General features: G+C 61.6%; 10 protein-coding genes. 4 read left to right on the top strand and 6 right to left on the bottom strand.

All coding sequences use genetic code 11. The features are described 5' to 3' along the window. Nucleotides 1-18: 18 nt before the first annotated feature. Nucleotides 19-513, bottom strand: a complete 495-nt coding sequence (locus Tal182_RS12630; RefSeq protein ID WP_064802963.1) for a histidine phosphatase family protein — start codon at nucleotides 511-513, stop codon at nucleotides 19-21. 275 nt (nucleotides 514-788) lie between these two features. Between Tal182_RS12630 and dksA the strand changes: the two genes are divergently transcribed. Next, the gene (gene dksA, locus Tal182_RS12625; protein ID WP_085859630.1) at nucleotides 789-1,208 is read left to right on the top strand and encodes an RNA polymerase-binding protein DksA; all 420 of its coding nucleotides are present in this window, start codon (nucleotides 789-791) and stop codon (nucleotides 1,206-1,208) included. A gap of 90 nt (nucleotides 1,209-1,298) precedes the next feature. Here the strand turns inward: dksA and Tal182_RS12620 are convergent, their stop codons facing one another. Further along, nucleotides 1,299-1,934: a DUF1062 domain-containing protein gene (locus Tal182_RS12620; RefSeq protein ID WP_085859629.1), complete on the bottom strand. Its 636-nt coding sequence runs from the start codon at nucleotides 1,932-1,934 to the stop codon at nucleotides 1,299-1,301. A gap of 403 nt (nucleotides 1,935-2,337) precedes the next feature. After that, nucleotides 2,338-3,354 (bottom strand): flagellar biosynthetic protein FliO, encoded by a 1,017-nt coding sequence (locus tag Tal182_RS12615; protein ID WP_170965885.1) that lies wholly within the window; start codon nucleotides 3,352-3,354, stop codon nucleotides 2,338-2,340. Between the two features lie 304 nt (nucleotides 3,355-3,658). On the opposite strand from Tal182_RS12615, the gene Tal182_RS12610 reads away from it, so the two are divergent. Next, nucleotides 3,659-6,259 (top strand): PAS domain-containing sensor histidine kinase, encoded by a 2,601-nt coding sequence (locus tag Tal182_RS12610; protein WP_085859627.1) that lies wholly within the window; start codon nucleotides 3,659-3,661, stop codon nucleotides 6,257-6,259. A 265-nt stretch (nucleotides 6,260-6,524) separates the two neighbouring features. Here Tal182_RS12610 and Tal182_RS12600 read toward each other — a convergent pair whose 3' ends face one another. Together Tal182_RS12600 and Tal182_RS12595 are read right to left on the bottom strand one after the other, a co-directional pair. Continuing rightward, entirely contained in the window at nucleotides 6,525-7,451 is a 927-nt protein-coding gene (locus tag Tal182_RS12600) for a pseudouridine-5'-phosphate glycosidase (protein ID WP_064806159.1), read from the bottom strand. 88 nt (nucleotides 7,452-7,539) lie between these two features. Beyond that, complete coding sequence (locus tag Tal182_RS12595; RefSeq protein WP_064810490.1) at nucleotides 7,540-8,484, bottom strand: carbohydrate kinase family protein; 945 nt, start codon at nucleotides 8,482-8,484, stop codon at nucleotides 7,540-7,542. Between the two features lie 229 nt (nucleotides 8,485-8,713). On the opposite strand from Tal182_RS12595, the gene recA reads away from it, so the two are divergent. Together recA and alaS are read left to right on the top strand one after the other, a co-directional pair. Beyond that, entirely contained in the window at nucleotides 8,714-9,802 is a 1,089-nt protein-coding gene (gene recA, locus Tal182_RS12590; RefSeq protein WP_085859626.1) for a recombinase RecA, read from the top strand. Between the two features lie 155 nt (nucleotides 9,803-9,957). Continuing rightward, the gene (gene alaS / locus Tal182_RS12585; RefSeq protein WP_064802953.1) at nucleotides 9,958-12,612 is read left to right on the top strand and encodes an alanine--tRNA ligase; all 2,655 of its coding nucleotides are present in this window, start codon (nucleotides 9,958-9,960) and stop codon (nucleotides 12,610-12,612) included. Between the two features lie 320 nt (nucleotides 12,613-12,932). Here alaS and Tal182_RS12580 read toward each other — a convergent pair whose 3' ends face one another. Next, entirely contained in the window at nucleotides 12,933-13,310 is a 378-nt protein-coding gene (locus Tal182_RS12580; protein WP_085859625.1) for a hypothetical protein, read from the bottom strand. Between the last annotated feature and the right edge of the window lie 23 nt (nucleotides 13,311-13,333).

The following is a 13,333-nucleotide window of genomic DNA, read 5'->3' as shown; positions in this document are numbered from 1 at the left end:
GAAGCGGAGCGAAAGACTTCAGACGACGAGGAAATCGATAAGGCGCCAGCCGCTGGCGGAAGCGTCGAAATCGATAACGGCGAGACCTGCCGTCGGAAAGCCGGCGGGAAGTGCGTTCACCATGGCCTCGTGGCCGATCAGCGCCTCAAGCGCCTGCTCGATCGTCGGGTTGTGGCCGACCAGCATGACGGCGGCATTATCCTGCGCGTCGACGATTTCGACATAGGTATCGACGGTGGCATTGTAGAGCGCATCGACGTAACTCACGTCCAGTGCTACACCCATCGCCCGATGGACGGCATCGGCGGTATCGCGGCAGCGCAGCGCCGTCGAACTGATCAGAAGATCGGGACGGTAGCCCTTATCGGCGGCTTTGTCGGCGATAACCTCGGCATCGCCGTAACCTTTTTCGTTGAGCGGCCGGTCGAAATCGCGCTGTCCGGGTTCGGCCCAGGCGGCCTCGGCATGACGCAGGAGATAGATGCGATTGGGCGGAGGCAGCGGTACGGTCATGGGCAAATCCAGGATCGGCGGGTCTTTTCAGTAGCGGTTGCGATCATCCGCCGTCAACCGCCAGCCATGCCGCAACGGCCCAAAACGTGGCCGACAACACGGCGTTTTGAAGACCGAACGAAAATTGCGAACGCGAATAATCATGAGAAAATAGTCCGTTAGCCGAAAATTGTAACAGATTTAAAAATCTGTTTAGCTGTCGTATTTGGCTTGAATCGCGGCTAGCGCTTGGGATATACACCCCGCCAGATGAGATGTTCTTCAGGAGAATCGCGTTGAGTGAGAAGATCGATCTTAGCAATTACGTTCCCTCGGAAGAGGAAGAATTCATGAACGTAAACCAGCGTGCCTACTTCAGGGCAAAGCTGGTCGCCTGGAAAAACGATATCCTTAGAGAAGCGCGCGAAACACTCGACCATCTGGCCGAGGAAAGCGCAAACCATCCCGATCTCGCCGACAGGGCGTCGTCGGAAACCGACAGGGCGATCGAACTTCGCGCCCGCGACCGGCAGAGAAAATCGATCTCCAAGATCGACGCGGCGCTGCAGCGCATCGAAGACGGCACTTACGGCTATTGCGAGGAAACTGGCGAACCGATCGGTCTCAAGCGTCTCGACGCCCGTCCGATCGCGACGCTGTCGATCGAGGCGCAGGAACGCCACGAACGTCGCGAAAAGGTCTACCGCGACGAATGACCTTTCCCATGCAGAGATGAGACACATTCAGCGCCGCGATCCGATCGCGGCGCTTTTTGTTGAGCCATCTCCGGCGTGTCGAAGAGGCGGTTACGGGAAAGCGTCGGTCGCCAGAGCTTTCCAGAATGGCTCCCGCGCCGCCTGCGTGGCGAGATCGATTGTGACGAGGGTGCCATTCATGATCCGCCGCCGCATGATGTCGGCCCGCTCGGGTTCCGTTCGACAGAGGCCCCGATCGTGAAGAGCCTGCAGGCGGGAGCGTGACATCTTCAACTCGCCGGCCAGCAACCGGTCCAGGCGTAGGCTTGTTGGAAACGGGGCCGTTAGTTCGATTTCCAGGCTCGTCCAGCCTTCGGTCTCGTGCCGAATTTCCTTGGCGATCTCGAATTCGGCGAACTCGTCCACGCGCTGTGACTTGCGCCGCAGCGCATCAAGATTGAAGGTTTCCGCCCGAATCCAGTCCGGGTCGTTGGACTGCAGCGCGTCGAGAATCATCGGATCGACGTCTCGGATATTTCGGCGTTCGAAGATTGGTCGGTTCCACGTCCTGTCGCAGATCAGGCATTTGTAGATCAGCCAGGCGTCGAGCTTGCGACCGTTGGCATTGACCCGGATCTTGCCGCTGGATCGGAAAGCTCTGAGGCCCCCGCATCCGCCGCAGGCGATCCATGGCTGGGGCGCCGTCTTGGGAGTGATGGTCCATCGGACCCGAAGTGTCTTGCACATATCGTCTTGGTCTTCCATTCGGAAGTCCACCAAGATGGTGCATGAGAAAACCCTTGCGGGCGCGGTATGGCGATGTCTTGGGCGGCTGAAGAGCTGAGACAGCGGAGCTGCACATGGCACATTGTAACAATGCCAAACCGGTCTCTCGCCACCACCCGATGAACATATTCGCATGCCGCCAGCGCGTCGCTTGCGACAATACGGGTGAAACTGGGGTGAGACCGGTATTTACTTAGGCAAAGTCTACCTCGAATGCGCCAACGCTCTTCAGCCTGATCGATAGCAAATGATCAGTGAGATAGGGAGTCCCCGGGGCATCGGCGACGTGAAAGCCGCAGCATTGCGGCATTTATGCAACTTCATGACGAAGGCTGAGCGACGGCAACCGGATGTAAGCGCTGTCTTACTTGTCGCGATTGACACTCATTTCGCCGAAGATGCGGGCAACTTCTTTCTGCAGGTCGGTGTCGGCACCAGTGATGGGGGCAAGCTCGGGATCGCGGCGCGGCAGGTTGGCTGGCTGCGGTGCGGCCTGGCGAGGGGCCTGGTTTGCCGGGGCCGGCACGATGCGCTCGGCGGTCAGATTGTTCGACATTTCCTCTTCCAGCACCCGTTGGAAATCACGGCGGATCGCCGCTGCCGATTGCGCAGCCGCGTCGTCCTCGGCCGTAGCGGCTGCGGCGCGGGGCGCCGGCATGTCCGGGGCAGAGACCTCGGGCTCGATGCGCTGCTGCGGCAGCACGCGCTGGCGGGCGGCATCCAGGATTTCGGCGGCGCTTGCGGTATCGCGGAACGATGCCGGTTGCACACCGGCGGGAGCAGAGGGACGCTCCGGCGCGCGCGCCTGGGGCGGGACAGCTCGTAGGGGTTGGTCGCGTTCGGCCGATAGAGGTGTCGTCGCGGGTTCTGGCGGAAGAGGGCTGGTGGCCACCGGCGGCGGCATGGTGGGTGGTGCCGGCGGCTCGGGACGCGGCCGCGGCTCCGCGGCGGCAGGCGCAGTGAAGGAGGGCTCGGCGGCGGGGGTGACCGGCGCACGGGCGGCGGAAACAGGCGGTGTTTCCGGCCGCGGGACTGCAATCGGCCGGTCGGCGGCAGACTCCGGGCGTGAGAGGCTTTCCGGCTGTTCGGCCGGCTCCGGGAGGATGCGGCTTTCGATGACGATATCGGTCGGCCCGCCGATCATGATAAGATGCTCGACATCATCGCGGCGCACGAGCACCAGCCGGCGGCGGGCATCGACGGCTGCCGCATCCAGCACCTGCAGGCGGGGCTGACGGTTGCGGCCGCCGCGCACGAAGGGAGACGGAGCGCGGCCTCGCATCAGCCAGAGTGCCAGAATGAGCAGGAGGAGCGCCAAGCCGACGCCACCGGCCGCAAGCAGGAAACGGCTGCCATAGGCTGCGACAAGATCATCGAACATAGTCACTCACTCCATTTCACATTCGGCACATATTGACGACTTTTCCGTTCCTTAGGCAAGGGCAGCCGGTCCTGTCCAGCCATGCACGAAGGCGATTTCGTGTTATGCCGAATTGCAGCTGCCGGCTTGGCGCGAGCACTTGCCGCGGGCATCAGGCGCAGATGGCGCTCTTGCCTGTGAATTCAAGCGATCTTGCCGGCGACCGGTGTTTTTGCCGGCGTGGCAAATTGCTAAGAAGGAAAGAGCGCCTGATTCCCGCTTCTTGTTCGTGCTACGAGGTGGGAGGGGCTTATGCGAGGAATATATGACGAAACCGCGTCAGGTCGACGACTATAACGCACCGCTTGTGGATCGTGGGGGGCGTTCTGGCACGGTTTTGCGCATTCTTCTTCTGGCGCTCGTGCTGATCGCGGCCGCCGGGGCTTTTGTCGTCTTCAAGCGATCGCTCGACAACGAGATGGTGCTCGGCGGTCTCGGCGTTCTCGCCATGGTCGGCATCTTCTTCCTGGTATCTTCCGTTATCGGCTTCATCGAAGTGATGCCGCAGCGCCAGTCCGACAGCCTGGCGCGCACCTTCCTCAACAGCCACCCGGACGGCACGCTGATCACCGACGATAGGGGCCGGATCATCTATGCCAACGCCGCCTATGGCGCGCTGACCGGCGCGCGCAAGGCAACAGAAGTGCAGACGCTGGAAACGCTGCTGTCGCGGCACCGTGAATCCAACGAGGCGCTCTACCGGCTGGTCAATGGTCTGCGCGAGGGCAAGGAGGGTCGGGAGGAATTCCGCCTGCTGCGCGCCGTCGGGCCCGGCAGCAACAGCTCGGGCGCGCATTGGTACCGGCTGAAGGTGCGGCTGCTGCAGCCGGAGGATGATGGCGGCAAGCCGCTGCAGATCTGGCAAATCACCGACATCACCGCCGAACGCGACGATCAGGAGCGCTTCTTCAAGGAGCTGCAGAATGCGATCGACTATCTCGACCACGCGCCGGCCGGCTTCTTCTCCGCCGGCAGGAAGGGCGAGATCTTCTACCTGAATGCGACGCTTGCGGAGTGGCTGGGTCTCGACCTGACCAAGTTCCTGCCGGGCTCGATGTCGATCGGCGACTTGGTGGCGGGCGAGGGGCTGGCGCTGATCCAGTCGGTGCAGGCCGAGCCCGGCCTAAAAAAAACCGTGACGCTGGATCTCGATCTGCGCAAGACCAACGGCCAGAGTCTGCCGGTGCAGATCCTCCACAGCGTCACCTCGATGCGCGACGGCGCGCCGGGCGAAAGCCGGACGATCGTGCTGGCGCGCGGAAAGAGCAGCGAGAGCGGCCAGTCCGCTTCGGCTGCGGCCATGCGCTTCACCCGCTTCTTCAACAATACGCCGATGGCGATCGCCTCGGTCGACGGCGACGGACGCATCCTGCGCACCAACGCGCCGTTCCTGAAGCTGTTCTCCGGCATCGTCTCGCGCGACGACCTGGAAAAGGCGCCGTATCTCGAAACGATCGTGCAGGAGAGCGACCGGCCGCAACTGGCCGCGGCGCTGACGGCCGCCAAGGACCGGCAGGGTGACATCCCGCCACTCGATACCCGCACGCCGACCGACGAGGCGCGCTATTTCCGCTTTTATGTCAACGCCGTCATCGATCAGAGCGACGAAGCGCCAGAAGAGGCGGCGATCGTCTATGCGGTCGAGGTGACCGAGCAGAAGGCGCTGGAAGCGCAGATGGCGCAGACGCAGAAGATGAACGCTGTCGGAACGCTCGCCGGCGGTATTGCGCATGACTTCAACAACGTCTTGACGGCGATCCTGCTTTCTTCCGATCATCTGCTGCTGCAGGCGCGTCCTTCCGATGCAAGCTTCGCCGATCTGATGGAGATCAAACGCAACGCCAACCGCGCCGCGGTGCTGGTGCGCCAGCTGCTCGCCTTCTCGCGCAAGCAGACGATGCGGCCCTCGGTGCTGAACCTCACCGATGTCGTCGGCGACCTGCGCATGCTGGTCGACCGGCTGCTCTCGGGCACCAATGTCAAGCTCGATGTGCAATATGGCCGCGATCTCTGGCCCGTCAAAACGGACCTTTCGCAATTCGAGCAGGTGCTGATCAATCTCTGCGTCAATGCGCGCGACGCCATGCCCGACGGCGGAACGCTGACGTTGCGCACCCGCAATCTGACCGCTGCCGACGTCGCGGCCTTCAACTATTCTTACATGCCGGCCGAGGACATGGTGCTGGTCGAAGTCGCCGATACCGGTACAGGCATCGCGCCCGAGATCATGGACAAGATTTTCGAGCCCTTCTTCACCACCAAGGATGTCGGCAAGGGCACCGGGCTCGGTCTCGCCATGGTCTACGGTATCGTCAAACAGTCTGGCGGCTACATCCAGCCGGAATCCGAAGTCGGCAAAGGCACGACCTTCCGGGTCTTCCTACCGCGCCACATCCCCGAGCCGGCGATTGCCGCGGAGGCGGGTTCGATCGACAACGCGATCAATGAAGTCCCAGCCGCCCCCGCGGTGGCCGCGCAGCAGCCGGAGGACCTGACCGGCTCGGCCGTCGTCCTTCTCGTCGAAGACGAGGAAGCGGTGCGCCGCGGCGGCAAGCGCATGCTGGAAACGCGCGGCTACACCGTGCATGAGGCGGGCTCGGGCGTCGAGGCTCTGAGCATCATGGAGGAGCTTGAGGGCAAGGTCGACATCGTCGTTTCCGATGTCGTGATGCCCGAAATGGACGGCCCGACGCTGCTGCGGGAGCTGCGTAAGAACTACCCCGATCTGAAATTCATCTTCGTCTCCGGCTATGCCGAGGATGCCTTCGCCCGCAATCTGCCGCCGGATGCGAAATTCGGATTTTTGCCGAAGCCTTTCTCGCTGAAGCAATTGGCTGTTGTGGTGAAAGAGACGCTGGACGGGTGAGGGAAGTGAGTGTTGGAGGGCACGCTGTGCCGTGCCGCACCCCCCTCGGCCCTGCCGGGCATCTCCCCCACACGGAGGGAGATCGGCTGGGCGCAGCGGCTTCCCCAACCAAGTATCCATTGCAGCTTGGCGAAACGTTGATGTGAACCGAAGATTTCGCAGCTTGTAATCTCCCCACCTGTGGGGGAGATGCCCGGCAGGGCAGAGGGGGGCTGGAACGGCACCACCTATCTGGGCAAGGCGGTTCCGGCCAGCCCCGTAGGCCTCACTCCCCCAGCGCCACGGCAATCTCTGCCGCCAGCCGCGCATTGTTTTCAACAAGCGCAATATTCGTCTTGAGACTCTGGCCGTCCGTCAGGTCGAAGATGGTCGAGAGCAGATAGGGCGTCACCGCCTTGCCGGTCACTTCGTCGCGTTCGGCACTGTCCAAGGCCCGCTCGATGTAGATCTCCATCTCTTCACGCGCGATCTCGTCGGCTTCCGGCACCGGATTGGCGACGAGCATGCCGCCGTCGATACCGAGCTGCTCGCGCACCGTCTGGAAATTGGCGATGGCCGCTGGGCTGTTCAGCGACAGCGGACTGCGGATGCCTGAGGAGCGCGACCAGAAGGCGGGGAATTCTTCGCTCTCATAGGTGACCACAGGCACGCCGCGGGTCTCCAGCACTTCGAGAGTCTTCGGAATGTCGAGGATCGCCTTGGCGCCGGCGCAGACGACGATAACGCCGGTGCGCGCTAGCTCCTCGAGATCGGCTGATATATCGAAGCTTTCCTCGGCGCCGCGATGCACGCCGCCGATGCCGCCTGTGGCAAAGACACGAATGCCGGCGCGGGCCGCCGCGATCATCGTCGCCGCGACCGTGGTGGCGCCGGTGCGGCGCTCGGCGATCGCGAAGGCAAGATCCGCGCGCGACACCTTCATCACCTCGGTTGCCTTGGCAAGCTGCTCCAGTTGCGCGGCTTCAAGGCCGATATGCAGCGTGCCGTGGATGACCGCGATCGTCGCCGGCACCGCGCCCTGTTCGCGAATGATCGTCTCGACGCTGCGCGCCATTTCGATATTACCGGGATAGGGCATGCCATGGGTGATGATGGTCGATTCCAGCGCCACCAGCGGTGCGCCGCGCTGCTTGGCGCTGGCGACCTCCTTCGAATAGGCGATCGGCAGAAGAGGGGAGATTGGCTTGGTCATGATCTTGTCCTGTGATCGGCAGAGCATGATAGCGAAAAGCGTGGCGGCTCTCGAACGGCATCATGCTCAACTCTTTAATTCAGTCGCTTCAATGTAGAATTCTGACCTCGGGAACAAGGGCAAGCGCCTCATTCAAGAGGTCCGGCGTCAGATTTTCGTTGACGGCGTGCCGCGACTGCACCGTGAGCGCTGCCGCCGCCGCGCCGTGGCGAATGGCCTCTTCAAGCGGCAGGCCTGATATCAAGGCGGCGAGCGTGCCGGCGGCAAGGGAATCGCCGGCGCCCGTGACATCGGCGACGGTATCGGCGATTGGCGGCTGCAGCGCCACGGCGCGGTCTTTGCAAATCGCAACGAGCTCGCGCCGGCCGCGGGTGACGACGGCGTTTCTGATGCCGATCTCGTTCAGGAGCGGCAGCCAGCCGCCCGAATCCTCCGGCTGCACGCCTGTAACGGCAGCGGCTTCGGCCTCGTTCAGGAACAGATAGTCGATATCTCCAATGCAGGGTTTCAGCCGGACCACCTTGGCCGGCGAGATGGCGATGGCCGCGACGGGTTTGGCCAGGAAGTTCGCCTTGGCGACAATCGCCGCGATCGTCTCTTCCGGCAGATTGGCGTCGACGAGAATGAAATCATGGGCGGCGAAGGCCTCGCGCACCCAGCGGATGGACAGGCGCCGCGGCACGAAGAACCGATAGAGATCCATGTCGGCAAGGGCGATCACGAGGTCGCCGTTGTTCTCGATGATCGCTGTGTAGCTCGGTGTCTTGCGGTCGAGGAAGACGAACGGGCGGTCGTCAATGCCGGCGAAATCGGCAGCTTCGCCGACCATTTCGCCGAAGGGATCGCCGCCGCGCGGCGAGATCATCGTCACGTGAAAGCCCAGTCTTGCAAGGTTGCGCGCCGCATTGAAACCGCCGCCGCCCGGCTCCTCGAACCAGGTGCCGGGATTGCTGGCGCCTGGCGCCGTTTCGCCGGAGATGCGGCCACGCCTGTCGACATGGGCACCGCCGAGAACGAGAATCTTTTTCATCAACTCACCCGCTCTCATAACCCGCGAAGGGCGAATCGAAGCGTTCCGCCTGGCTGCGACAAAGCCGGCTTATATGGTCTAAGCCGTTGCTTTGCATCGATTAAACAAAAGTAGAACACGGACCGTTTTGCCTTTCTCTTTCAAATGTTTGTACGCCTATTGCGGGAATGGAACAAATCGGGTACAAACTCGACATTGCTTGAGCGGCTTCAATAACCTAAAGGTGGATCGGATGTCTCAGAATTCATTGCGGCTGGTAGAGGACAAATCGGTGGACAAAAGCAAGGCGCTTGAAGCGGCACTCTCACAGATAGAGCGGTCGTTCGGCAAGGGCTCGATCATGAAACTCGGTTCCAACGAGAACGTTGTCGAGATCGAGACGGTTTCGACGGGCTCGCTTGGCCTCGATATCGCGCTTGGCATTGGCGGCCTGCCGAAGGGCCGTATCATTGAAATCTATGGGCCGGAAAGCTCGGGCAAAACAACGCTTGCGCTGCAGACCATTGCGGAATCGCAGAAGAAGGGCGGCATCTGCGCCTTCGTCGATGCCGAACACGCGCTCGATCCGGTCTATGCCCGCAAGCTTGGCGTCGATCTGCAGAACCTTCTGATCTCGCAGCCAGACACCGGCGAGCAGGCGCTCGAAATCACCGACACGCTGGTGCGCTCCGGCGCCGTCGACGTTCTCGTCGTCGACTCGGTCGCCGCCCTGACGCCGCGGGCCGAAATCGAAGGCGAGATGGGCGACAGTCTGCCGGGCATGCAAGCCCGCCTGATGAGCCAGGCGCTGCGCAAGCTGACCGCTTCGATCTCCAAGTCGAACTGCATGGTGATCTTCATCAACCAGATCCGCATGAAGATCGGCGTCATGTTCGGTTCGCCTGAGACAACGACGGGCGGCAATGCGCTGAAATTCTATGCCTCCGTGCGCCTCGACATTCGCCGCATCGGCTCGGTCAAGGAGCGCGAAGAGGTGGTCGGCAACCAGACCCGCGTCAAAGTCGTCAAGAACAAGATGGCGCCTCCCTTCAAGCAGGTCGAGTTCGACATCATGTATGGCGAAGGCGTGTCGAAGACGGGCGAACTCGTCGATCTCGGCGTCAAGGCCGGTATCGTCGAGAAGTCAGGCGCCTGGTTCTCCTATAACAGCCAGCGTCTCGGCCAGGGCCGCGAAAACGCCAAGACCTTTCTGCGCGACAATCCGGATCTCGCCCGCGAAATCGAGCTGGCGCTGCGCCAGAATGCCGGTCTGATCGCCGACCGGTTCCTGCAGAATGGCGGTCCGGATGCCGATGACGGCGATGCCGCCGTGGAAATGTAATTTTCGCGCTTGAACTTGATCTGATATTTCAGCCGGCTGCATTCCCTCATCAGAATACCGCCGGTTTTGTTTGTCTGCTGGACAGTGGCGGAGGCGAACGTTAAAAGCCGATGGATTTGTATTTACCGGCCTCGGGCCGCATTGAAGGGCATAGAATGAGCGGCGTGAACGATATCCGGTCGACCTTCCTCGACTATTTCAAGAAGAACGGCCACGAGATCGTTCCGTCCAGTCCGCTCGTGCCGCGCAACGACCCGACGCTGATGTTCACCAATGCCGGCATGGTGCAGTTCAAGAACGTCTTCACCGGCCTTGAGAAACGTCCTTATGCGACGGCGACAACCTCGCAGAAGTGCGTGCGCGCCGGCGGCAAACATAACGACCTCGACAATGTCGGCTATACCGCGCGTCACCTGACCTTCTTCGAAATGCTCGGCAATTTCTCCTTTGGCGATTATTTCAAGGAGAATGCGATCGAGCTTGCCTGGAAGCTGGTGACCGAAGGGTTCGGCCTGCCGAAGCATCGTCTGCTGGTGACCGTCTATTCCGAAGACGAGGAAGCCGCGGCTTTGTGGAAGAAGATCGCCGGTTTCTCCGACGACAAGATCATCCGCATCCCGACCTCCGACAATTTCTGGCAGATGGGCGATACCGGCCCCTGCGGCCCGTGCTCGGAAATCTTCATCGACCAGGGCGAGAATGTCTGGGGCGGCCCTCCCGGTTCGCCCGAGGAAGACGGCGACCGTTTCCTGGAATTCTGGAACCTGGTTTTCATGCAGTTCGAGCAGACCGAGCCGGGTGTTCGCAATCCGCTGCCGCGTCCGTCGATCGACACCGGCATGGGTCTGGAGCGCATGGCCTGCATCCTCCAGGGCGTTCAGAGCGTCTTCGATACCGATCTTTTCCGCACGCTGACCGGCACCATCGAGGATACGATAGGAGTCAAGGCGGAAGGCAGCGCCAGCCACCGCGTCATCGCCGACCATCTGCGCTCCTCGGCCTTCCTGATTGCCGACGGCGTGCTGCCGTCGAATGAGGGCCGTGGCTATGTGCTGCGCCGTATCATGCGTCGTGCCATGCGCCATGCCCAGCTTCTCGGCGCCAAGGAGCCGCTGATGTACAAGCTGCTGCCAACGCTGGTGCAGGAGATGGGCCGCGCCTATCCGGAACTCGTGCGCGCCGAGGCGCTGATCTCGGAGACGCTGAAGCTAGAAGAAGGCCGCTTTCGCAAGACGCTGGAGCGTGGCCTGTCGCTGCTCTCGGATGCGACCGCTGATCTCGACAAGGGCGACATGCTGGATGGCGAGACCGCCTTCAAGCTTTACGACACCTACGGCTTCCCGCTCGACCTGACGCAAGACGCCCTGCGCGCTCGCGAGATCGGCGTCGACATTGCTGGCTTCACCGATGCCATGGAGCGCCAGAAGGCCGAAGCCCGCTCGCACTGGGCCGGCTCCGGCGAGAAGGCAACCGAAACCGTCTGGTTCGAGCTTAAGGAAAAGCATGGCGCAACCGAGTTCCTCGGTTACGACACAGAGAGTGCTGAAGGCGTGGTGCAGGCGATCGTCAAAGACAGCGCCGTGGCGGAAGAAGCCAAGGCCGGCGACAAGGTGCAGATCGTCGTCAACCAGACGCCGTTCTACGGAGAATCCGGTGGTCAGATGGGTGATACCGGCGTCATCTCCTCCGACCACGGCAAGATCGAGATATCGGACACGCAGAAGAAGGGCGAGGGCCTCTTCGTGCATTCCGGCACTGTCGTCGAAGGTGCATTCAAGACCGGCGATGCTGTCGTTCTGACTGTCGACCACGCCCGCCGTTCGCGCCTGCGCGCCAACCATTCGGCAACCCACCTGCTGCACGAGGCGCTGCGCGAAGTACTCGGTACGCACGTTGCCCAGAAGGGCTCGCTGGTTGCGCCCGAGCGCCTGCGTTTCGACGTTTCGCATCCCAAGCCGATGTCGGCCGAGGAGTTGAAGGTCGTCGAGCACATGGCAAACGAGATCGTGCTGCAGAATGCGCCCGTCACGACCCGCCTGATGAGCGTTGATGACGCGATCGCCGAAGGCGCGATGGCGCTCTTCGGCGAGAAATACGGCGATGAGGTGCGCGTCGTTTCGATGGGCACGGGTCTGCACGGCGCGAAGACCGACAAACCTTACTCGGTCGAGCTCTGCGGTGGTACGCATGTGTCGGCGACCGGCCAGATCGGCCTGGTTCGTGTCCTCGGCGAAAGTGCAGTCGGCGCCGGCGTCCGCCGAATTGAAGCCGTGACCGGTGAAACGGCGCGTGAATACCTTGCCGAGCAGGACGAACGCGTGAAGATGCTCGCGGCGTCGCTCAAGGTGCAGCCGTCGGAAGTCTTGTCGCGCGTCGAAGCGCTGATCGATGAACGACGCAAGCTCGAGAAAGAATTGGCCGATGCCAAACGTAAACTCGCCATGGGCGGCGGGCAGGGCGGCTCGGGCGATGCCGTGCGCGAGGTTGCCGGCGTCAAGTTCCTCGGCAAGTCGATATCGGGCGTCGATCCCAAAGACCTCAAGGGGCTTGCCGACGATGGCAAGACCAGCATCGGCTCCGGCGTCGTCACGCTGATCGGTGTGTCCGATGACGGTAAGGCAAGCGCCGTCGTCGCGGTGACGCCGGATCTCATCGAGCGCTACAGCGCTGTCGATCTCGTCCGCATCGCCTCTGCCGCCCTCGGCGGCAAAGGAGGCGGCGGCCGTCCCGACATGGCCCAGGCCGGCGGCCCCGATGGATCGAAGGCAGATGAAGCGATCGAGGCAGTGGCCGTAGCACTCGCCGGGTGAGCTGCCGGTTCATTCCTAAGTTTCGAAAAGGCGGAAGCTCGGCTTCCGCCTTTGTTTGCTGACAGGCTTGTTCTTCATTCGTGGTTCCCCCAGCGCTCCTCGTTCCTGTCACAGGAATCCAGCGCGCCCGCATCCTTGGGCGCGGGAGACTCTCTTCAATGTCGCATAGGTTCATTCACCGCGCAGAGGCGCGGTGGCTAGATTTCTGTGAAGGGCACAGGAATTGTGACGAGAGGCGCGGCGGAGCCGGCATATCAAAGTAGACAATGGTTCGTTGCCGGCTTCGCAATACTTCCGCGTTTCCTGTCGTCCAACACTCGTCAGAGGAGTTGCGAACCTAAACCCCGCCATTTCTCGCCCCTCGCCATATCCATAAATTCAACCTGCCCGCGAACACCGAACGCCACCGAGAGGGCAATCGGTTCTGCCGAAAGCGGTTTCTTTATCTCGCACCCAATGAAGAAGCTGACGTTTGGAATTGGATCGATTTCTGACTCTTCGATTCTGAAGCAAGTCGCAAAACGCAATCGGTCGACTTCTCCGGATTCCGTAAGGTATTTTTTTAATATATCCATCGCCTGCTCTTCCGGGCTCTTATGTGACTGGAGAGTTTCTCCATAAATATAGATAAGCAGTATAAAAAATATAGATGACACTAATGTCCCGACAAATAGAGTCTTACCAAGCGGAAACTTCATTGTATACCTGTGGATTCGACTGA

The sequence above is a fragment of the Rhizobium sp. TAL182 genome (genome assembly GCF_002117725.1).
In the GTDB taxonomy this organism is placed as follows: Bacteria; Pseudomonadota; Alphaproteobacteria; order Rhizobiales; family Rhizobiaceae; genus Rhizobium; species Rhizobium esperanzae.
The sequence above is the reverse complement of the archived record's forward strand: the minus strand, read 5'-3'. Positions and strand labels throughout refer to the sequence as shown.

Coding starts and splice junctions, on each gene's coding strand:
- Tal182_RS12630 (WP_064802963.1), bottom strand. CDS start 513: ATGACCGTACCGCTGCCTCCGCCCAATCGCATCTATCTCCTGCGTCAT.
- Tal182_RS12620 (WP_085859629.1), bottom strand. CDS start 1,934: ATGTGCAAGACACTTCGGGTCCGATGGACCATCACTCCCAAGACGGCG.
- Tal182_RS12615 (WP_170965885.1), bottom strand. CDS start 3,354: ATGTTCGATGATCTTGTCGCAGCCTATGGCAGCCGTTTCCTGCTTGCG.
- Tal182_RS12610 (WP_085859627.1), top strand. CDS start 3,659: ATGACGAAACCGCGTCAGGTCGACGACTATAACGCACCGCTTGTGGAT.
- Tal182_RS12600 (WP_064806159.1), bottom strand. CDS start 7,451: ATGACCAAGCCAATCTCCCCTCTTCTGCCGATCGCCTATTCGAAGGAG.
- recA (WP_085859626.1), top strand. CDS start 8,714: ATGTCTCAGAATTCATTGCGGCTGGTAGAGGACAAATCGGTGGACAAA.
- alaS (WP_064802953.1), top strand. CDS start 9,958: ATGAGCGGCGTGAACGATATCCGGTCGACCTTCCTCGACTATTTCAAG.
- Tal182_RS12580 (WP_085859625.1), bottom strand. CDS start 13,310: ATGAAGTTTCCGCTTGGTAAGACTCTATTTGTCGGGACATTAGTGTCA.